At 62.3% G+C, this 19,528-nt stretch carries 20 protein-coding genes; 11 read left to right on the plus strand and 9 right to left on the minus strand.

The window, feature by feature from the left end; translation table 11 throughout:
• Positions 1–19 precede the first annotated feature (19 nt).
• The 3 genes from polA to Syncc8109_RS08370 are packed head-to-tail and all read left to right on the plus strand — an operon-like array spanning position 20 to position 4,765.
• The gene (polA, locus tag Syncc8109_RS08360; protein WP_006850899.1) at positions 20–2,980 is read left to right on the plus strand and encodes a DNA polymerase I; all 2,961 of its coding nucleotides are present in this window, start codon (positions 20–22) and stop codon (positions 2,978–2,980) included.
• A gap of 46 nt (positions 2,981–3,026) precedes the next feature.
• The gene (gene cysS, locus Syncc8109_RS08365; RefSeq protein ID WP_006850356.1) at positions 3,027–4,508 is read left to right on the plus strand and encodes a cysteine--tRNA ligase; all 1,482 of its coding nucleotides are present in this window, start codon (positions 3,027–3,029) and stop codon (positions 4,506–4,508) included.
• Positions 4,509–4,543: 35 nt separating this feature from the next.
• A complete protein-coding gene (locus tag Syncc8109_RS08370; RefSeq protein ID WP_006851314.1) occupies positions 4,544–4,765 on the plus strand; it encodes a hypothetical protein in 222 nt (73 codons plus the stop codon).
• 27 nt (positions 4,766–4,792) lie between these two features.
• On the opposite strand, the gene Syncc8109_RS08375 is transcribed toward Syncc8109_RS08370, so the two are convergent.
• A complete protein-coding gene (locus Syncc8109_RS08375; protein WP_006850599.1) occupies positions 4,793–6,112 on the minus strand; it encodes a sodium-dependent transporter in 1,320 nt (439 codons plus the stop codon).
• A 79-nt stretch (positions 6,113–6,191) separates the two neighbouring features.
• On the opposite strand from Syncc8109_RS08375, the gene Syncc8109_RS08380 reads away from it, so the two are divergent.
• The 3 genes from Syncc8109_RS08380 (at position 6,192) to Syncc8109_RS08385 (ending at position 9,170) form a co-directional block, all read left to right on the plus strand.
• Positions 6,192–7,439 (plus strand): 1-deoxy-D-xylulose-5-phosphate reductoisomerase, encoded by a 1,248-nt coding sequence (locus Syncc8109_RS08380; protein WP_006850176.1) that lies wholly within the window; start codon positions 6,192–6,194, stop codon positions 7,437–7,439.
• 2 nt (positions 7,440–7,441) lie between these two features.
• Positions 7,442–7,831, plus strand: a complete 390-nt coding sequence (locus tag Syncc8109_RS11860) for a ferredoxin (RefSeq protein ID WP_006852070.1) — start codon at positions 7,442–7,444, stop codon at positions 7,829–7,831.
• 193 nt (positions 7,832–8,024) lie between these two features.
• Positions 8,025–9,170 (plus strand): fatty acid desaturase, encoded by a 1,146-nt coding sequence (locus Syncc8109_RS08385; protein ID WP_006851535.1) that lies wholly within the window; start codon positions 8,025–8,027, stop codon positions 9,168–9,170.
• A gap of 34 nt (positions 9,171–9,204) precedes the next feature.
• Here Syncc8109_RS08385 and Syncc8109_RS08390 read toward each other — a convergent pair whose 3' ends face one another.
• From Syncc8109_RS08390 to Syncc8109_RS08405, 4 genes are read right to left on the minus strand one after another with little or no spacing between them, the layout of a single operon-like run.
• Positions 9,205–10,224, minus strand: a complete 1,020-nt coding sequence (locus Syncc8109_RS08390; protein ID WP_006851015.1) for an alpha/beta fold hydrolase — start codon at positions 10,222–10,224, stop codon at positions 9,205–9,207.
• A gap of 11 nt (positions 10,225–10,235) precedes the next feature.
• Positions 10,236–11,657 (minus strand): NAD(P)(+) transhydrogenase (Re/Si-specific) subunit beta, encoded by a 1,422-nt coding sequence (locus tag Syncc8109_RS08395; protein ID WP_006850384.1) that lies wholly within the window; start codon positions 11,655–11,657, stop codon positions 10,236–10,238.
• Positions 11,657–11,953, minus strand: a complete 297-nt coding sequence (locus Syncc8109_RS08400; protein WP_006849814.1) for an NAD(P) transhydrogenase subunit alpha — start codon at positions 11,951–11,953, stop codon at positions 11,657–11,659. Before Syncc8109_RS08400 ends, Syncc8109_RS08395 begins: the two co-directional genes overlap by 1 nt.
• Complete coding sequence (locus tag Syncc8109_RS08405; protein WP_232202404.1) at positions 11,953–13,071, minus strand: Re/Si-specific NAD(P)(+) transhydrogenase subunit alpha; 1,119 nt, start codon at positions 13,069–13,071, stop codon at positions 11,953–11,955. Before Syncc8109_RS08405 ends, Syncc8109_RS08400 begins: the two co-directional genes overlap by 1 nt.
• A gap of 146 nt (positions 13,072–13,217) precedes the next feature.
• Between Syncc8109_RS08405 and Syncc8109_RS08410 the strand changes: the two genes are divergently transcribed.
• Positions 13,218–13,796 (plus strand): hypothetical protein, encoded by a 579-nt coding sequence (locus Syncc8109_RS08410; RefSeq protein ID WP_025362453.1) that lies wholly within the window; start codon positions 13,218–13,220, stop codon positions 13,794–13,796.
• A 33-nt stretch (positions 13,797–13,829) separates the two neighbouring features.
• Here the strand turns inward: Syncc8109_RS08410 and Syncc8109_RS12390 are convergent, their stop codons facing one another.
• Entirely contained in the window at positions 13,830–14,063 is a 234-nt protein-coding gene (locus Syncc8109_RS12390; RefSeq protein ID WP_156915522.1) for a hypothetical protein, read from the minus strand.
• 138 nt (positions 14,064–14,201) lie between these two features.
• Here Syncc8109_RS12390 and Syncc8109_RS08415 point away from each other — a divergent pair, with 138 nt between their 5' ends.
• From Syncc8109_RS08415 to trxB, 3 genes are all read left to right on the plus strand, one after another.
• Complete coding sequence (locus Syncc8109_RS08415; protein ID WP_045172787.1) at positions 14,202–15,563, plus strand: DEAD/DEAH box helicase family protein; 1,362 nt, start codon at positions 14,202–14,204, stop codon at positions 15,561–15,563.
• Between the two features lie 96 nt (positions 15,564–15,659).
• Positions 15,660–15,908 (plus strand): hypothetical protein, encoded by a 249-nt coding sequence (locus Syncc8109_RS08420; RefSeq protein ID WP_025362455.1) that lies wholly within the window; start codon positions 15,660–15,662, stop codon positions 15,906–15,908.
• Between the two features lie 107 nt (positions 15,909–16,015).
• A complete protein-coding gene (gene trxB, locus Syncc8109_RS08425; RefSeq protein ID WP_006851323.1) occupies positions 16,016–17,398 on the plus strand; it encodes a thioredoxin-disulfide reductase in 1,383 nt (460 codons plus the stop codon).
• Positions 17,399–17,410: 12 nt separating this feature from the next.
• Here the strand turns inward: trxB and infA are convergent, their stop codons facing one another.
• Positions 17,411–17,680 carry a translation initiation factor IF-1 gene (infA, locus tag Syncc8109_RS08430; protein ID WP_006041809.1) on the minus strand — a complete coding sequence of 90 codons (270 nt, stop codon included), beginning with the start codon at positions 17,678–17,680 and terminating at the stop codon, positions 17,411–17,413.
• A gap of 201 nt (positions 17,681–17,881) precedes the next feature.
• Here infA and Syncc8109_RS08435 point away from each other — a divergent pair, with 201 nt between their 5' ends.
• Positions 17,882–18,529, plus strand: coding sequence for a pseudouridine synthase (locus tag Syncc8109_RS08435; RefSeq protein ID WP_232202405.1), 648 nt, complete (start codon positions 17,882–17,884; stop codon positions 18,527–18,529).
• On the opposite strand, the gene Syncc8109_RS08440 is transcribed toward Syncc8109_RS08435, so the two are convergent.
• Both Syncc8109_RS08440 and Syncc8109_RS08445 read right to left on the minus strand, forming a co-directional pair.
• Entirely contained in the window at positions 18,465–19,289 is an 825-nt protein-coding gene (locus Syncc8109_RS08440) for a methyltransferase domain-containing protein (RefSeq protein WP_025362457.1), read from the minus strand. The two genes, Syncc8109_RS08435 and Syncc8109_RS08440, sit on opposite strands and share 65 nt — an antisense overlap.
• Positions 19,289–19,504 carry a hypothetical protein gene (locus tag Syncc8109_RS08445; RefSeq protein ID WP_006851288.1) on the minus strand — a complete coding sequence of 72 codons (216 nt, stop codon included), beginning with the start codon at positions 19,502–19,504 and terminating at the stop codon, positions 19,289–19,291. Before Syncc8109_RS08445 ends, Syncc8109_RS08440 begins: the two co-directional genes overlap by 1 nt.
• Between the last annotated feature and the right edge of the window lie 24 nt (positions 19,505–19,528).

The following is a 19,528-nucleotide window of genomic DNA, read 5'->3' on the forward strand; positions in this document are numbered from 1 at the left end:
CCACATTTTCAACACCGTCATGCCCGAGGCCACCGTCAAGCCCCTTCTGCTGCTTGTGGATGGCCATTCCCTGGCATTCCGCAGCTTCTACGCCTTCAGCAAGGGAGGGGAAGGCGGTCTGGCCACCAAAGACGGCCGGCCCACCAGCGTGACCTATGGCTTTCTCAAAGCCTTGCTGGACAACAGCAAAACACTGAAGCCTGAAGGCGTTGCCATCGCCTTCGACACGGCCGAGCCCACCTTCCGCCACAAGGCTGACGCCAACTACAAGGCCCACCGGGATGTGGCGCCTGAGGTGTTCTTCCAGGACCTCGAACAGCTGCAGCAGATCCTCGAAACGCACCTGCAGCTCCCCCTCTGCATGGCACCGGGCTTCGAAGCCGACGATGTGCTGGGAACTCTGGCGAACCGAGCGGCCGACTCGGGATGGGGCGTGCGGATCCTTTCGGGAGACCGCGACCTGTTCCAGCTGGTGGATGACAGCCGCGACATCGCGGTGCTTTACATGGGTGGCGGCCCCTACGCCAAAAGCAGTGGCCCAACGCTGATCCACGAAGAGGGGGTGCTCGGCAAGCTCGGCGTGATGCCTAACAAGGTGGTGGACCTCAAGGCCCTCACCGGTGATAGCTCCGACAACATCCCCGGCGTGCGCGGGGTTGGCCCGAAAACAGCCATCAACCTGCTGAAAGACAACAGCGACCTCGACGCGGTGTACGCCACCCTCGAGCAGGTGGAAGCCGAAGGGCCGAAAGCCAGTCGGGGCGCCATCAAAGGTGCACTTAAAGAGAAGCTGCGCGCCGACCGCGACAACGCTTACCTGTCGCGCAAGCTGGCCGAGATTCTCGTGGATGTTCCCCTGCCCAAGGAACCCAGCCTGCCGCTGTCGTCGGTGGATGCCGACGGCCTGAGCAGTTGCCTGGAAGACCTCGAACTCAACAGCCTGCTGCGCCAGGTGGGTAGCTTTGTGGCAGCCTTCTCTGAAGGGGGCTACGGGGCTAACGCAGAGGCTGCTGCAGCCAAGACCCCCCGCCGTTCAGCCAGCTCGGAACAGCCAGCTGCCGAAGCCGCAAGCGCAGCGGCAACCCAAGAGGACGTGGGGCTGCCGGCCCTGAAGCCGCAGCTGATCCAGACCGAAACGGACCTGGACGCCCTGGTGCAGAGGCTGATGGCCTGCACCGACAGCGGCCTGCCTGTGGCCTTCGACACCGAGACCACCGACCTCAACCCGTTCCGCGCCGAACTGGTGGGCATCGGCATCTGCTGGGGAGAGACCCTGGACGCGCTCGCCTACATCCCGCTGGGCCACAAAGGCAACGAAGACAGCAGCCCGGAACAGCTGCCGTTGGAAACAGTGCTCACCGCCCTCGCCCCCTGGCTGGCCAGCAGCAACCACCCCAAGACCCTGCAGAACGCCAAATACGACCGTTTGATCTTGTTGCGGCATGGCGTTGCCCTGGAGGGCGTCGTGATCGACACGCTGCTGGCCGATTACCTGCGGGATGCCGCAGCGAAACACGGTCTGGAGCTGATGGCCGAGCGGGAATTCGGGTTCCAGCCCACCGCCTTCACCGATCTGGTGGGCAAAAAGCAAACCTTCGCCGATGTGCCGCTGGAGCCCGCCAGCCTGTACTGCGGCATGGACGTGCACGTCACCCGTCGCCTCGCCCTGCTACTGCGCCATCAGCTGGAGGCCATGGGCCCCCAGCTGATGCCCCTGCTGGAGCAGGTGGAGCAGCCGCTGGAACCGGTGCTAGCCCGGATGGAATCCACCGGAATCCGCATTGATGTGCCCTATCTCCAGGGCCTTTCCGAGGAGATGGGCTCCACCCTGCAGCAGCTGGAATCCGACGCCAAAGCGGCCGCGGGAGTGGACTTCAACCTGGCGTCACCCAAGCAACTGGGGGAGCTGCTGTTCGACACGCTTGGCCTGGATCGCAAGAAATCCCGGCGCACCAAAACCGGCTTCAGCACCGACGCCACCGTGCTGGAAAAACTCGGCAACGACCACCCGGTGGTGCCCCTGGTGCTGGAGCACCGGGTGCTCAGCAAGCTCAAGAGCACGTACATCGACGCCTTGCCGCAGCTGGTGGAGGCGGAAACCGGGCGAGTCCACACCGATTTCAATCAGGCGGTGACGGCAACGGGACGGCTGAGCAGCAGCAACCCCAACCTGCAGAACATTCCGGTGCGCACCGAGTACAGCCGGAGGATCCGCAAGGCCTTCCTGCCGCAAGAGGGCTGGACCCTGCTCAGCGCTGATTACTCCCAAATCGAGCTGCGCATCCTCACCCACCTCTCGGGCGAAGAGGTGCTGCAGGAGGCCTATCGCAGCGGCGACGACGTGCACGCGCTGACTGCCAGGCTGCTGTTGGACAAGAACGAGGTCAGCCCGGACGAGCGTCGGCTCGGCAAAACGATCAACTTCGGTGTGATCTATGGCATGGGAGCCCAGCGCTTCGCCCGAGAAACCGGCGTGAGCCAGAGCGAAGCCAAGGAGTTCCTGGCCAGGTACAAGCAGCGCTACCCGAAGGTGTTCGCCTTCCTCGAGCTGCAGGAGCGGCTCGCCCTCAGCCGCGGTTACGTAGAAACGATTCTCGGCCGCCGGCGGCCGTTCCACTTCGATCGGAACGGCCTGGGGCGGCTACTGGGCAAGGCCCCCCTGGAGATCGACCTGAATGTGGCCCGCCGCGGTGGCATGGAGGCCCAGCAACTGCGTGCGGCTGCCAACGCCCCGATTCAGGGGTCGAGTGCCGACATCATCAAAGTGGCGATGGTGCAGCTGCAAGACGCCCTGCAGCGTCAGGGCCTTCCGGCCCAGCTGCTGCTGCAGGTGCACGACGAACTGGTGCTCGAGGTGGCACCGAACGCCCTGGACGCCACCCGAGAGCTGGTGGTGCAGACCATGGAACAGGCCGTTGCGCTGAGTGTTCCCTTGGTGGTGGAGACCGGCGTCGGCGCGAACTGGATGGAGGCGAAATAAATGCAGCCGAACAGGCCGTAGCCTCAGCCGCAGCTTCTGAACGGCTGTGTCCCTGCGGCTCACCAACACCCTCACCCGCCGCACCGAACCGTTCACACCCCTAACCCCAGGGAAGGCGAGCATCTATTGCTGCGGCGTGACGGTCTACGACCTCTGCCACCTGGGCCATGCCCGCAGCTACATCAACTGGGATGTGCTGCGGCGGTATCTGATCTGGCGGGGCCTCGAGGTGACCTTCGTTCAGAACTTCACCGACATCGACGACAAGATCCTCAAACGGGCCGGCGAGGAGAACTCCTCAATGACAGAGGTGAGCGAGCGAAACATTGCCTCGTTCCACCAGGACATGGACGCCCTGGGGATCCTGCGGCCCGACCGGATGCCCCGCGCCACCCAGTGCCTGGATGGCATCCGCGCACTGATCGGCGAACTGGAAGCCAAGGGGGCGGCCTACAGCGCTGAAGGGGATGTGTATTTCGCGGTGATGAAGCATGCCGGTTACGGCAAGCTCAGTGGCCGCGACCTGAGCGAACAACAGGACAACGCCGCCGGGCGGGTGGCCGATGCCGAAGAGGCCCGTAAGCAGCACCCCTTCGATTTCGCGCTCTGGAAAGGGGCCAAACCCGGAGAACCCAGCTTCCCCTCCCCCTGGGGTGAGGGACGCCCCGGCTGGCATATCGAATGTTCAGCCATGGTGCGGGCTGAACTTGGCGACACGATCGACATCCACCTGGGTGGTGCCGACCTGGTGTTCCCGCACCACGAAAACGAGATCGCCCAATCCGAAGCCGCCACCGGTCAGGACCTGGCCCGGGTCTGGATGCACAACGGCATGGTCAATGTGGGCGGGCAGAAGATGAGCAAGTCGCTCGGCAACTTCACCACCATCCGTGCGCTGCTGGAGAGCGGTGTGTCAGCGATGACCCTGCGCCTGTTTGTGCTGCAGGCCCACTACCGCAAACCCCTTGATTTCACCGCTGAGGCCCTTGAGGCTGCAGCCACCGGCTGGAAGGGTCTGAATGCAGCCCTGAGCCTTGGCGATCGCCACGGCGAGAGCCTTGGCTGGAGCACTGCCGCACCGCTCACAGAGGGCGCCATGACGGCCGATGGAGGTCCAGCCGACACCCCTCTGGTGGAGCTCGAACAACGCTTTATCAGCGCCATGGACGATGACCTGAACAGCTCGGGCGGACTAGCCGTGCTGTTCGATCTGGCCAAGCCCCTGCGGGCCCTCGCCAACCGGCTGGAACGCGGGGAAGACGCCGCCCTGCCTGAACCGGAGTTGAAGTGTCTGGAGAGGCGTTGGCAGCTGCTGCGACACCTGGGGGCGGTGCTGGGACTGCGCTCAGAAGCAGAAGCCGCCACCAGCCTCGACGACGGCACCATTGATGCAGCCATCGCTGCGCGCAAGGCAGCGAAAGCAGCGAAGGAATACGCGGAGGCCGACCGGATCCGGGATGAGCTCGCCGCCCAAGGGGTGGAGCTGATCGACAAACCCGGCGGGGTGACGGAGTGGATCCGCGCCTGATGCCGGCAGACTGAACGCCAATCCTGTCGCTCCCCATGCTCTGGCTGAAGAAGCTGAATTTCATGGAAACCGCCAAGCTCGAGATGGAGCTAATGAAGGCCCTCGATGCCGGCGAGGATCTTGAGGCAAAGCTCGCGGCTCAGAAGCAATTGGCCGCGTCCACAGGCGATGCGGAGCAAGCCTGGAAAGCAGAGGTCTGGGACAAGATGCTGCAGAGGATTCGCAAGATGGAATCCATGCTCAATTCTTCGGATTAGTCGTAGGCACTAGCCAGGCGAATCCCCTCAGCTGGGGATCAGATCAATCACGCTGATCACCAGACCAACAGCGATCACCGGCGGCGAAATCCAGCGCAGCATCACCAGCAGAAAGCGCTGAAGCCAGATCGGGCTCCCCGAATGGCTGAGCTCCTCCTGAAAACGAGCAGGAAGCACCCAACCCAGCAACAAGGCCAGGAGCAAGCCCCCCAGAATCAGCAGCAGGCCCCCAAACACGGAATCCATCCAGCCGAGGACCTCCATGGAGGTGGCCGCTGGAAGACCGGCCACAAAGATCAACGCTGTAGAGACCCAGACGGCCCGGGACCGGCTCCACCCCAGGCGATCGATCAAACAGGCCACCGGCACCTCCAACAGCGACACCGCTGAGGTAAGCGCTGCAATCAGGGCCAGGGCAAAAAAGAGCACCGCCACCAGCTGACCTGTGGCGCCCAGCGAACCGAGTCCCGTGGGCAGCGCGATGAAGATTGTGCCCAGGGTGGAGCCACTGATTACATCCTGGAGGCCAAAGCTCATAACCACGGGGAAGGTGACCATGCCCGCCAGCAAGCCCACAGCGGTGTCCATCCCCACCACCGCCACGGCTTCCCGCGGCAGGTGGGCGCGCCGGCTCAGGTAAGCCGCATAGGCCAGGATGCAGCCGATGCCCGTGCCAATCGAGAAAAAGGCCTGGGTAAAGGCATTGCGAATCGTGGTGGGGTCCTGCAGCTGGCTGTTATCCCAGCGGAGCAGGAAGGTGCGATAGCCCTCCGAGGCCCCATCAAGACCAGCGGCCCAAACCGCAAGGCCAATAAGCAGCACAAACAACAGCGGCAGCCCCCAGCGGGACAACCGCTCAATGCCTCCGCGCACGCCGGCCGCCACCACAGCAGCAGTCGCCACCAGGCTGAGCAGCTGGCCGATCAAGGCAGCGCGGCCACCACTGAGGCCCGCGAAAAAGGCTTCCGCTGAAGCGATATCCGCGGGGAGTCCTTGGGTGAGGGTCTGCATCAGCGTGGCCCCGGTCCACCCCATCAACACGGCATAGAAGGCCAGGATTCCACTGGCCGCCAGCATGAACAGCCAACCCATCGGCTGCCAAAGGCGACCGGCTGCCGCCACTGGCGCGAGCAGGGGGCTTTGGCCAGTGCTGCGCCCCAGCACCATTTCTGCCACCAGCACCGGCAGACAGACCAACAGCACAATCACCACGTAGAGCAGCAGGAAGGCGCCGCCACCTCCCTGGGAGGCGCGGTAGGCAAAGCCCCAGAGATTGCCCAGACCCACGGCACTGCCTGCAGCCGCCAGGACAAACCCCAGTCCCGATCGCCACTGTTCCTTGGCCATGCGCTCTCCACAAGCTGTCCGCCAGCTTGCCAGCGTTCAGCAGTCCTGGTGGGAGACTTGTCGCAACTGCCGGAACAGCATGAAAGCCATCAGCGTGCTGGGATCTACCGGTTCGATCGGCACCCAGACCCTCCAGATCGCTGAGGAGTTTCCGGAGCAGTTCCGCGTTGTAGCCCTGACTGCCGGCCGCAACCTGACGCTTTTGGTTGACCAAGTTCAGAGGCATCGCCCTGAGGTGGTGGCCCTGGCCGATGCCGATCTCTTGCCCGAACTGCAAGAGCGTCTGAAGGACGCAGGCATCACAGGCACGGATGCCCCCCAGCTGGTGGGAGGTGCTGACGGTCTCAACGTTGCTGCCGCCTGGGACAGCGCCGACCTGGTGGTGACGGGCATTGTTGGTTGCGCCGGTCTGTTGCCGACCCTGGCGGCGATCCGCGCCGGCAAAGACCTGGCTCTGGCGAACAAGGAAACGCTGATTGCGGCCGGCCCCGTGGTGCTGCCGGAGCTGAAGAAGAGCGGAAGCCGTCTGCTGCCGGCGGATTCGGAGCACTCGGCTATTTTCCAGTGCCTGCAGGGAACCCCCTGGGCTGAAAACGCACGCCTCTCCACCGGCGTGCCCACACCGGGGCTGCGACGGATTCAGCTCACAGCCTCCGGCGGCGCCTTCCGCGACTGGACGGCCGCCGACCTTGAGAAGGCCACCGTGGCCGATGCCACCAGTCATCCCAACTGGAGCATGGGCCGCAAGATCACCGTGGATTCCGCCTCCTTGATGAACAAGGGGCTAGAGGTGATCGAAGCCCATTACCTGTTCGGCCTGGATTACGACCACATCGAGATCGTGATCCATCCCCAGAGCATCATCCATTCAATGATCGAACTGGCGGATTCCTCCGTGCTGGCCCAACTGGGCTGGCCCGACATGAAGCTGCCCATCCTCTACTGCCTAAGTTGGCCCTCACGCCTGGAGACACCATGGCGGCGACTGGATCTGACGGAAGTGGGTCAGCTCAGCTTCCGGGCCCCCGATCCCGCCAAGTACCCCTGCATGGAGCTGGCCTACGCCGCTGGGCGCGCCGGCGGCACCATGCCTGCGGTGATGAATGCTGCCAACGAGGAAGCCGTGGCGCAGTTCCTCGAGGAGAAGATTCACTTCCTCGACATCCCCGCAGTGATCGAGGCTGCCTGCGAGCGTCATAAACCCGATCTGATGGCCCAACCCCAATTGGACGACGTGCTGCGGGTGGATCAGTGGGCGCGAACCGCCGTGCGGGAACAGGTGAAACGCGGTGTGACTCGATTGCCCATGGGAGCGCTCGCCGCTTAGGCATGCAACGGGTCAGCCATCACCTCCTTCTCTGCGCAACCGCCACCAAAGCCAAATGCTGCGATTCAGCGCTTGGGGCACAAACTTGGAATGAACTGAAGAGCGTTGTTCGCGAACTGAATCTCGAAAACCCGGAACGCCCGGAGGGAATTGTTCTGCGCAGCAAAGCCGATTGCCTCAGGGTGTGTGAACGAGGGCCGATTCTTCTAGTCTGGCCAGAAGGAATTTGGTACGCCAATGTTTCGCCCGATCGCATCAAAAGAATCATTGATGAACACATCATCGGCCAACAACCCATTGAAGAATGGATTCTCAAAAGAACACCATTCGAGGTAAACACTGGTGTACCTTCAGAAAAGATTACATCCCAAATAAACTCAGGAGAGGATTAGTGAAAGACTCAATTCACACCCAAGAGAGGGAATTACGAGCAAAAGGAGCTTGGAATTTAGCCGGAATTCCAAAACAACGAAACCCGAACAATTGCCATGGGCTCTACAGCACCATGCCCCACAGCTCGCAGCCCGAGCAATTATGCTGAAAATCTTAAGCGCAACTGATGAGCGCTTGTCTTGAGGCTTCCATTTGGCATTTGCAACAGCGACCCGACCCGCAAATCCAGCCCCTGAAGACAGCGCTGAATCAATCTCCTACCCGAGCAAGGCTGAGCTGCTCAGCGCCTTGCCAGCAGAGCTCTCCAAGCTGAGCCCAGCGAAGTCCTGGGCGAGCCTGGCCATGTCTGCAGGTCTTTCGCTTCTGGCCGTCGGCCTAGGAATCCTTCTTCCGCTCTCGGCAGCCGCCATCCCCCTCTGGCTCCTCTACGGCGTGATCACCGGCACAATCGCGATGGGCTGCTGGGTGATCGCCCATGAATGCGGCCATCACGCCTTCCACCCCAACCGCCGGATTGAAGGCGTTGTGGGGTTTGTGCTGCACAGCATTTTGCTTGTGCCGTATTACAGCTGGGCCCACAGCCATGCGGTGCACCACGCCCACTGCAATCACCTGGAACAGGGAGAAACCCATGTTCCTCCGCGGGCAACATCACCGATGGGACGAACCACCGAACAGCTCAAGCAGAGGTTGAATCCCACCGTCTTCGGGATCATTTCGCTGTTCAATCACCTCGTGATTGGCTGGCAGCTTTACCTCTTCCTGGGCGCCACCGGCGGTGAAGATTACGACTCTCCCACCTCTCATTTTTGGAACCGCAAGCGTAATTTCAACGGCAAACGGCGCCTTTTCCCGCATTCATTCGGCAAGTGGATGCTGCGATCCAACCTGGGATTGCTCGCCATGGTGGTCCTGTTGATCATCACCTCAGTGCAGTTTTCCCTGCTTCGTGTGCTGTGCGTCTACGGCTTGCCCTACTTGGTGATCAACATGTGGCTGACGACCTACACCTGGTTGCAGCACACCAACACCGATATCCCTCACTTCTCCAACGAAACCTGGACTTGGTCGAAAGGAGCCCTGCAAACGGTTGATCGTCCCTACGGGCCCATCCTCAACCTGCTGCACCATGGAATCGGTTCAACCCACGTGTGCCATCACGTCAATTCATCGATTCCGCATTACAACGCCTGGCGTGGAACTCAAATGCTGAGGCAGAGGTTTCCTGAGCTGGTGCGCTACGACTCGACACCAATCCACAAAGCGCTGTGGAGGATTGCCACACGGTGTGGTGGTGCTGTGTATCAGAACCCAAGCGATCAAGCCTTTTATTACTGAGAAGCGAGAGGCCTGCAACCAGAAGAATCGCGGCTTAGCCAGCAACAACGTCCCTTAGCCATGCCGCCGCCAGCTGGTCGCCCCAGCAGCCGTCACGGCCATGGAAGCCGTTATGCCCTCCCCGTGGCGTGAACAACGTGCGAATCGCAGCCTCCGGCGGCAGAGACTCAGCGAGATCCATTGCAGAGCAAGCAGGAACCCAAGGATCATCCAGGGCCTGCAGCAGCAAGGTGGGCGGCATCGCTTTGCAGGCGGGCACCAGATGCTGCAGGGGTGAAGCCTCGCGGTAGTAGGCCTCCACATCCGCAAACCCCCAGCGGGGAGCCGTCACGGCACTGTCGAACTCACGAATCGAACGGGGGGGCATCGCCTGCAGTTTGGCTTCCTCATCGGCGCTCACCCCAAAGGGATCCGCCAAGGTCTGACGGACCAACCGCTTGAGCAGCCAGCGTTGGTAAACCCGATTGCGCGGTCGCTCGATCGAGGCGCTGCAGGCGGCCAGATCCAAGGGACTGCTGGCACAGAAGAGGCCATCAAGCACGCCGGGGAACGCCAGAGCGGCATTGATCAGCATCGTGCCGCCCAGGGAGATGCCGGCCCCCAGCAGTGGGCGACCCGCCGCCAAACTTCGGGCCCGCGCAATCACCGGCAGCAGATCACTGTTGCAGCGCGCTGCATAGGTGCCACCCGCGAGGTGGCGGCCCGGATCAGCACCGCGCAGGTTGAGGCGCAGCACCGCAAAACCAGCGGTCTGGAGCGCCACACCCATTTTCCTCAGGCCTTCCCGGGAACTGGATCCCCCCAGGCCATGGAGCAGCAAAACCAAGCCCTTGGGGTCCCCTTCCGGCTGATCGAGCAGGGCCAGCAACGACCCGGCAGCCGCCGCTCCACTCGGCAGGGCTGGCACGAGAATTTCTATCGGAACCCCTTGATCATGTGGAAGATCCACCTCGCGCAGGGTGTCGCGCAGGGTTTGCAGGTCGCCACCGATCCAGGGCCAGCGCTGCTCAAACGACGGAACCCCCAGCCGCTCGCGCAGCTGGGGGTTATCCACGCCGCGCCCAATCACTTCTTGCCCAGGCCCAGATCCTTCAATTCCACCAGGAGATCGCCCAGCACCTTCTTGGCATCACCAAACAGCATTGAGGTGTTGGCTAGCTCGAACAGATCGTTCTTGATGCCGGAGTAACCAGCGCTCATGCCCCGTTTCACCACGAACACCGTGCGGGCGTCCTGCACATCCAGAACGGGCATGCCGTAGAGCGGCGAATTGGGGTCGCTCTTGGCCTGAGGATTGACCACATCATTGGCGCCCAGCACCAACACCACATCGGTGGCAGGGAACTCGGGATTGATCTGATCCATCTCCTGAAGCTGCTCGTAGGGCACATCCGCCTCAGCCAGAAGCACATTCATGTGACCCGGCATACGGCCGGCCACCGGGTGAATGGCGTAGGCCACATCTATGCCTGCACTCTCCAGCACCCGAGTCACTTCCCTGAGCGTGTGTTGCGCCTGCGCCACGGCCAAGCCATAGCCCGGAACAATCACCACCCGTTCAGCTGCCTCGAGGGTGAGGGCGCATTCCTCAACACTGCAGCTGGTGATGTTGGTGTATTCACCGCCGCCACCGCTTGCAGCGCTCGTGGCACCCAGGGCGCCACCAAACAGCACAGACACCAGGGAACGGTTCATGCCATTGCACATCACCTGGGTGAGGATCAAACCAGCAGCACCAACCATGGCGCCGGCCACGATCAGTAACTGGCTGCCTACCACGAAACCGGCAGCAGCCGCAGCCACACCGGAATAGCTGTTCAGCAGGGAGATCACCACGGGCATGTCGGCGCCGCCAATCGGCAGCGTCACCCCGATCCCCAGCAGAGCGGAGGCCACCACCACCAGCCAGAGGCCCGTGCTCGAATCAGCGTTGCGCAGCATCTCAACGGCACCCACCAGGGATGCCACCGCAAGCGCGATGTTCACGGCATGGCGCGCCTTGCTCTGCATCCAGGCTGGCGTGGACAACCAACCCTGCAGCTTGGCCATGGCCACGATCGAGCCGGTGAAGGTGATCGCACCGACGAACACGGAGACAACGATCGACACCACGGCCACGGGGCCTGCCGCATCAAGGACCGCCGGGTAAAGCGCCGCAGCCAAGGCAACCAGCAGAGACGACATGCCACCGCAGCCGTTAAAGAGGGCAACCGTCTCCGGCATCGAGGTCATCGGCACCCGTTGGGCGGTGATGGCACCGAGCACACCTCCCACCAACGTTCCGGCAATGATCCAGGTCCAGGCGGCGATGCTGATGCCGCTGGTGCCGAGGTAATTGAGCAACAGACCAAACACCGCAAGGCCCATGGCCACAGCGGCCAACTGATTGGCGCCCCGGGCAGAACGCACCTTGGAAAGACCTTTGATGCCAAGTGCTAGCAACAGAACCGCAACCAGCTCGATCGCGTATTTGAGAAGGTCAGACATCAGCGGTTCTCCTTGCGAGCAGGCTTGCGGCTGAACATGGCCAGCATCCGATCGGTCACGAGGAAGCCCCCGATCACGTTGAACAGGGCAAAGCCCAGCGAAACGGAACCCAGGAGCAACACCACGGTGTTATTCCCAGCCTTGATGATGGCGGTGAGCGCTGCCAGCACGGTGATGCCCGAGATGGCATTGGCACCACTCATCAAGGGAGTGTGCAGGGTGGGGGGAACCTTGCCGATTAGCTCCAGCCCAAGCAGGCTGCCAAGCAGGAGAACCCAGAGGAATTCAACAAACATCAGTTGGCACCTGGGGTAAGGACATCGCCACGACGGATGCTGCCGTCCTGGGCTATCAGACAGCCGGCGATCAATTCATCCTCGGGATCAAGGCTAAGGACGCCGTCTTTCAAGGCGGGCTCCAGCAGAGCCACGAGGTTGCGGGCGTAGAGCGCACTGGCGTGGTTGGGAACGCTGCAGGGCAGGTCGTTACCACCGATCAGCTTCACACCCTTGCGATCCACGGTCTGGCCAGGAACGGTGTCGGCACAGTTGCCGCCCTGGGCCACAGCCAGATCCACCACCACTGCGCCGGGGCGCATCCGATCGAGCATGTCTGCGCTGATCAGACGCGGAGCGCGACGGCCCGGCACCTGGGCGGTGCAGATGGCCACGTCGGCCTCGGCCAGCTGATCCGACAGCTGCTGACGCTGGGCCGCGAGGAAGGCGTCGGAAGCCTGTTTGGCATAGCCACCGGATTCCGCAGGCTTCTCCTCCATCTCTGGGGGCTCGATGAAACGAGCTCCAAGGGATTCGACCTGTTCTTTCACCGCAGGCCTGATGTCACTGACGTACACCACTGCACCCAGACGGCGCGCTGTGGCCACGGCCTGAAGGCCGGCCACACCGGCTCCAAGAATGACCACCTTGGCCGGCTGAACGGTGCCCGCTGCCGTCATCAGCATCGGGAAATAACGGTCCAGCGCGGCGGAGGCAAGCAGCACCGACTTGTATCCAGCGATGTTGGCCTGGGAGGACAGCGCATCGGCAGACTGCGCCCGGCTGATCCGGGGCAAAAGCTCGAGCGCCATGGCGGAAAGGCCGCTGCGCTTGAGGGCGGCCGTCAGCTCTTCGTTGGCATAGGGGGAGAGCAGGCCAACCACCAGCGCTCCTTGGCGCATACGGGACAGGGTGGCTGCGCTCGGTGCTTGAACACAGAGCAAAACATCGGCCTGGTTCCAGGCCGATGTGTCTCCCAACTCAATGAGCTCCGCACCCTGCTCGGCATAGGCCTCATCGAGGTGTCCGGAGGGGGTACCGGCTCCGCGTTCGACTACGACGCTGCAGCCCAACGAAATAAATTTCTTGACCGTATCCGGTGTTGCCGCGACACGGGTTTCTCCCGGCGTCGACTCCACCGGTATCAGAAGTCTGGGCAAGGCGAACACAACCACCGACCCGGCACAGGGTAGAAGGTCGCCTTCTCAAGATCGAGGAAACTTCCTGAAGAACGCTCAGAGCTTCTGTAGTTCTTGCTACGTGGAGTGCACCCTCTGTGCTTCCCATGGGTCTCAGCGCAATCGAGTGTCCCGACGGCGTCTGCCACAGCCACCACGGTGGCCATGCCGTTGAACGGGAAACCATGCAGTCCACTCTCCAATTGCACGGCAAAGACTGGTGTGAACGACTTGCGGAGCGGATTTATGAAATCTCCGTCGACACCTTTTCGCAAAGCGTGATGCCGAGCCTGCACACGGCCGGCTGGCAGCGACGCCATCTCGACTGGGAGTTCAAGCTCCACGACGGAGAGAGCGAACCCGATCGGACCCTGGTGGACGGGATGATCAACGCGACAGAAAGCTTCCTGCGCAGCAGCGAAGTGCACCGCCTGTTTATTCAGGAACTCGTGCAGGGCACCTTCGCGGAAGCCGACAACGACGACCTCCGCATTCAAGCGGTGCGCACCTTGGTGGAGACAGAGATCGTGGCGATGCTTGAGGAGCACAAGGAGGAGCTGCTGGATCGGCTCGCTCAGCAGCTGCTGGACACCGCCAAGGGCGATTTCACAGCGGCTCGCTCCGCCTCAGAGGAGGCCTTGAAGGAGGTGGAGCACCTGGTGGTGAACCACGCCGAAGCGCTCTGAAGCAGGGGCGCTTATCCAAGACATGCTGCCGGCTCAAACGATCGGCAGCACTTCCTGTTCGAGGCCCACAGCCCAGTTCACCTCGCCGCGGCGGTGCAGGAAGCGGGCCCTAAGAATTAACGGATCGATGTCGCAGTCGAGTTGCCAGCAGAGATCGAGTTGGTCGCGCTGCTGGTCGAGAGGGCTGCTGAAAAAACGACGTTGGGCCATGGCGATGGGCGGGACCCGATCCCGATGGAGCTGATGGCCGGACAGTAGAGATGCCACAGCACAAAAGAATGGTTAAAAAGACTCATCTTCCCGAGAGGTGATATCTCAGCCGTCAGCTTCAACCTCCCTACCAGTCAGGACACGAACGAAGACCAAACCCGGCAGGTTCAACCAAGGCAGTGGCAGCAACAACTAATTCAGCTTCTGCGACGAAGGCTCGAGCTTGAGGGCAGCAGCCGCGACCTGCTGGTATTTGCAGGCCCAGGGGCAGGCAAAACCCTCGGCGCGTTGCTGGGATTCCGCGCCATGCGCGATCAGGGCCGGCTGGAACATTTCGTGGTCTTCTGCCACCGAACCTCAATCCTCAACCAGTGGAAATCCGCCGCGGCGCGTCTTGGCTTGCAGCTGGAGGAGTGGCCCTGCCCGCCGGAGCAAAGCCAGGACGCCGATGGATTGCTCGTGACCTATCAGGGGGCCGGTCGCCAGCTCGAGGCTCTGGGGGCACGGCTCGAGCAATGGGGCCTGAGCGCCTGCATGGCGATCGCCGATGAGGCCCATCATCTCGGCGTTGATCCCGACGAACCGGATGCCACCGCCTGGGGGCAGACCTTTCTGGAGCTGACCGGCAGCGTGCGGCTGCGGCTGGGGCTCACGGGCACCCCCTTTCGTGCCGACAACCTGGCGTTCTGCGCCGCCCGGCGCATGCGGGTGCGTCTGGATGACGGCGGTTGGATTGAGCAGATCCGACCGGACCTTTGCGTTGAACCCAGGGACTTGATCGCCGCAGGGGATGTGCGCCCCCTGGAGTTCCGCTTTCAGGACGGCTGGGTGGAACACAGCCGCGAAGGACAACCCGACCGCGACGTTTCGCCCCTCTCGGCGGAGCAACGGGAAAGCTGGCGCGCGCGCAACCTGCGTCGCGCCATCCGCCTGGCCGACAGCAGCAGCATTGGCCAGCAGGTTCTGCTGCGCGCCCAACAGAAGCTGAATCAGTTGCGTGAGCGACAGCAGCAGGCTGCTGGTCTTGTGATCGCCCGCGACATCAGCCACGCCGAAGCCATCAGCCGGGTGTTGATCGACGACGGCAACCGGGTGGAGTTGATCCATTCCCAGAGCCCCCAGGCAACGGAGCGCTTGAACGCCTTCCAAAGCGGTAACGCCGATTGGCTGGTGAGCATCGACATGTGCGCGGAGGGCTTTGATGCGCCACGTCTGCGGGTGGTGGCCTATCTGACGACCGTGGTGACCCGAAGCCGTTTTGTACAGGGCATCACCCGGGCTGTGCGGATGACGCCCGAACTGGCCGCCCGTGAAGCCATTCCCAGAGAAGCCTCCTACGTGTTTGCTCCGGCCGACCCGCTGCTGATGAACTACGCCAGGTCATGGTCGGTGGCCGAGCCCTACGTGCTGCGGCCTCAGGAGCAGGAAGTCGAGGACGAGCAGCCGGGGGTTGGAGCCTGGCGCGGACCGAGCCTTCCCCTGGAAGCGGTGGAGGACGGAGCCGGCGCTGTAATTCGTCTAAAAACGCCCGAATTGCCCACTTTTTTGCAGCGCTGAGCACAGCATTGGCCAGAGGAAAATGCGAATTTGTGCAAATGGAAGGCTGAAAGGGCCCCCCGATCCGCCAACCTGATCAACATCGAGGAGACAGCCATGGACGCCGCAATTGAACGTCGGATCGTCGTTGCAACAGGCTGGGCATCAACGCGCATCGCAGTCCTGGACAAGGAAGAGCGCTATGAGGACAGTTATGCGATAACGCAAGAATTCTGCGAATGGATCACATGCATTGGCGAAAACGTAGAGATGCTTGAGGCCAATGTTTTGGCAGCTCCGCGCAACCCGAGCAAACGGCGCCCGATTCACGACCCCAGCTCCAACGACTCAGAAGTTCAAATCTGAATATTTTCTTAAATTCTTCTAAACCTCGTTCATTCACTTCCAAGTCTTTGCTCACGTCGGCTTGCAGCAGGGCTTTAGATTTAACTCATAGTCAGTTCGCTTAAGCGGTGGGTCAAGCCGGTACAGATCACATCGAAAACCTGGTCATCGTTGGGTCAGGGCCAGCCGGGTACACAGCAGCCATCTACGCAGCACGGGCCAACCTGCAACCGCTGCTGATTACTGGGTTCCAACGCGGTGGCATTCCCGGTGGCCAGCTGATGACCACCACCCATGTGGAGAATTTTCCGGGCTTCCCGGATGGTGTGCTCGGGCCCGACCTGATGGACCTGATGAAGTCCCAGGCGGTGCGTTGGGGCACCCACTTGCTTGAAGCGGATGCCGACAACATTGATCTGAGCTCCAAGCCTTATCGGGTTGAGGTGGAAGGACAGACCATCCGCACCCACGCCCTGGTGATTGCCACGGGCGCCAGTGCCAACCGCCTCCAACTGCCCTCGGAGCAAACCTTCTGGAGCAAAGGCATCAGCGCCTGCGCGATCTGTGACGGCGCCACACCGCAGTTCCGCAATGAGGAACTCGCCGTGGTGGGCGGCGGCGACTCCGCCTGCGAGGAAGCCGTGTACCTCACCAAGTACGGAAGCCACGTGCATCTGGTGGTGCGCTCCGACAAACTCCGCGCCAGTGCCGCCATGGCTGATCGGGTGTTGGCCAACGACTCAATCACGGTGCATTGGAACAGCGAGATCGAAGACGTGAGCGGGGACGACTGGATGCAGTCGATGACCCTGCGCAATCGCATCGAGGGCAGTTCATCCACCATCGCCGTTAAAGGTCTCTTCTATGCCATCGGCCACACCCCCAACACCGATCTGCTTCAGGGGCAAATCGATCTGAACGAAAAGGGTTACCTGACAACGGAAGCGGGACGACCGGAAACGTCCATGGAAGGCGTCTTCGCAGCCGGTGATGTGGCCGATGCCGAATGGAGACAGGGCATCACCGCAGCTGGCAGCGGCTGCAAGGCGGCCTTGGCAGCAGAGCGCTGGCTGAGTCACCACAACCTGGCCACCCGGGTGCAGCGTGAGCAGGTGGAGCCGGCAGTGGCAGAACGTCCTGTGAATGTGGATGTCACCACGGAAGCCACCTACGACCCCCAGGGACTTTGGCAGAAAGGAAGCTTTGCCCTGCGCAAGCTCTATCACGACAGCGCCAAGCCTCTGCTGGTGATTTACACCTCACCCACCTGCGGCCCTTGCCACGTGCTGAAGCCCCAGCTGCAGCGGGTGATTCAAGAGCTTGATGGATCAGCCCAGGCCGTTGTCATCGACATCGAGGCCGATCAAGAGATCGCCGAGCAGGCTGGTGTGAACGGCACACCCACGGTGCAGCTGTTCCACAACAAAGCCATGGTGAAGCAATGGCGCGGCGTGAAACAGCGCAGTGAATTCAAAGCTGCGATTGAAGGTTGCCTTCAGGCTGCGGCCTGAGGGCAACAGCCCTCAACGACGGCGCGGGCCGCCGGGGCGGTTGCCGCCGGGACGACCGCCGGGAGCACCGGCATTGCGCTCGCGGTAGGTGATGCGGCCGCGGGTGAGGTCGTAGGGACTGATCTCCACCAGCACTTTGTCACCCGCGAGCAATTTGATCCGGAACTTGGTGAGCTTTCCAGCCGCTCTGCAGAGGCATTGGTGACCAGCAGGCTGCTCGAGGGTGACCAGATAGAACCCGTTGCCCTGTTCCTTCTCGATCACGCCCGAGGTTTCGATCATGCGCTGGTGGCCAGTTCTGTCTTGCTGCAGTCAGTTTAGAAGGCCACTTGCACCCCGCAGAGACAACACAGCCCTTAGGCTCCAACGCCGACACACATCCCCCTGCCGTGATTCTCCCCCCGTTGAGCCTGGATCTCGGCCTGCTGCTGATCTCCATTGGCGTGGTCAACCTGTGGAGGATGCGCGAAAACGCAAGCTGACTTGACGACGCTGCTGCTGAACAAGCCCTTCGGGGTTTTGAGTCAATTCACACCGGAGGAGGGAAGCCGCTGGCGTTGCCTGAGCGACTTTGTTGATGTGCCCCATGTGTACGCCGCGGGTCGACTCGATGCCGACAGCGAGGGGCTGCTGATCCTCACCAGCAACGGCCGTCTACAACAGCGCCTCACTGACCCTCGCTTTGGCCACTGGCGCAGCTACTGGGCGCAGGTGGAAGGCACTCCCAACAACAATCAACTGCAACAGCTCTGCGATGGCGTTGTGGTTCAGGGGCGCCGCACCTTGTCGGCAAAGGCGTGCTTGCTTCAGGGCCACGACCAGCCGCAGTTGCCCGAACGAACACCTCCGATTCGTTATCGCGCTGCAATCCCCACCAGTTGGTTGCAGCTATCCCTCACCGAGGGGCGCAACCGGCAAGTGCGCCGGATGACGGCGGCTGTTGGCCTGCCGACGCTGCGTCTGGTGCGCTGCTGCATCGATCTGATGGACAACGGTCCACCGCTGGACCTTACGGGCCTACAACCCGGCACTTGGCGTGCGGTGACGGCAGCTGAACAGGAACGGCTCAACCGCCTGATGAGCAGCAGCTCGAGCCCTGGCCCTCGGCGGGGAGGACCCCGACGAGGGTGACCGCCCGGAATTCAATGCCCTCCACCACACGCCAGGGCTGCTCACTGCGATCGGCGTAGCGAACCTGCTCAAAGCCAAGAGCTTCGAATGCCTCCAGGAAGGCCTGCTCCTGCCAGGCGCCGCTGATGCAGCCGCTCCAGAGATCAGGGTCCTGCTGCAAATACAGGGGCACCACCTGATCGCAAACGATGTCGCTGATGGCAACGCGACCACCGGGGGCCAGCACCCGGTGAATGTTGGCCAGGAGCCTGTCGCGTGCCGACGGATTCACCAGGTTGAGCACACAGTTGCTCAGCACCACATCGATCGAACCGTCAGCGATCAGGGGTTCACCCGTGGCGGTGGGGGCATCCAGGGCTTCGATGGCTCCATCAACAAAACGGACGTTGTCGAAGCCCACAGCTGAAGCAACAACCGGGATCGCTTCACGCGACAAGGCCAGCATGTCGGCGTTGCGGTCCACACCGGTGACGTGGCCGGATGCCCCGACAATTTGGCTGCAGATGAAGGCGTTTTTGCCGCTGCCGCTGCCCAGGTCGAGCACCCGGTCCCCCCGCTTCACCCAGCGGGTGGGATCACCGCAGCCGTAATCACGCTCAACGACAGCCTCAGGAATCACCTTGAGCAGGGCAGGGTCGAAGCCGACCGGGGTGCACAGGCAGGCTTCCTGCTCTTGGGCAGCAGCCCCGTAGCGGGCTTCCACCGCCTGGGTTTGATCCAGCGACTGGGGCACTGGAGACGAACAACACGATTCCGCCATCAGCCGATCGCCTCCTGCAGCTCACGCACCACATTCCACTGGCCATACCAGTAGTTGGCCTCGGCCCGTCGGTCGGGGTCGGCCACACCATCCACTGCATCGGGGCCCACCGACTTCCACAGCTCATGGCCGCAGACGCGGTTGAGGCCTTGTTCCGCCTCATCCGACAACAACTGCAGACGCCGCTGCAGATTTTTGAGCTGAGCGACAGCCATCAGAACAGGATCAATTGAGGCGAT

Origin of the sequence: Synechococcus sp. WH 8109, from assembly GCF_000161795.2 — a bacterium.
Classification (GTDB): Bacteria; Cyanobacteriota; Cyanobacteriia; order PCC-6307; family Cyanobiaceae; genus Parasynechococcus.

Excerpts from the sequence above, each read along its gene's own strand:
- Syncc8109_RS08440 (WP_025362457.1), bottom strand. The coding sequence starts at position 19,289 with ATGGCGGAATCGTGTTGTTCGTCTCCAGTGCCCCAGTCGCTGGATCAA.
- Syncc8109_RS08380 (WP_006850176.1), top strand. The coding sequence starts at position 6,192 with ATGAAAGCCATCAGCGTGCTGGGATCTACCGGTTCGATCGGCACCCAG.
- Syncc8109_RS08410 (WP_025362453.1), top strand. The coding sequence starts at position 13,218 with ATGGGTCTCAGCGCAATCGAGTGTCCCGACGGCGTCTGCCACAGCCAC.
- Syncc8109_RS08375 (WP_006850599.1), bottom strand. The coding sequence starts at position 6,112 with ATGGCCAAGGAACAGTGGCGATCGGGACTGGGGTTTGTCCTGGCGGCT.
- Syncc8109_RS08370 (WP_006851314.1), top strand. The coding sequence starts at position 4,544 with ATGCTCTGGCTGAAGAAGCTGAATTTCATGGAAACCGCCAAGCTCGAG.
- Syncc8109_RS08445 (WP_006851288.1), bottom strand. The coding sequence starts at position 19,504 with ATGGCTGTCGCTCAGCTCAAAAATCTGCAGCGGCGTCTGCAGTTGTTG.
- Syncc8109_RS08420 (WP_025362455.1), top strand. The coding sequence starts at position 15,660 with ATGGACGCCGCAATTGAACGTCGGATCGTCGTTGCAACAGGCTGGGCA.
- polA (WP_006850899.1), top strand. The coding sequence starts at position 20 with ATGCCCGAGGCCACCGTCAAGCCCCTTCTGCTGCTTGTGGATGGCCAT.
- Syncc8109_RS08400 (WP_006849814.1), bottom strand. The coding sequence starts at position 11,953 with ATGTTTGTTGAATTCCTCTGGGTTCTCCTGCTTGGCAGCCTGCTTGGG.
- infA (WP_006041809.1), bottom strand. The coding sequence starts at position 17,680 with ATGATCGAAACCTCGGGCGTGATCGAGAAGGAACAGGGCAACGGGTTC.
- Syncc8109_RS08395 (WP_006850384.1), bottom strand. The coding sequence starts at position 11,657 with ATGTCTGACCTTCTCAAATACGCGATCGAGCTGGTTGCGGTTCTGTTG.
- Syncc8109_RS11860 (WP_006852070.1), top strand. The coding sequence starts at position 7,442 with ATGCAACGGGTCAGCCATCACCTCCTTCTCTGCGCAACCGCCACCAAA.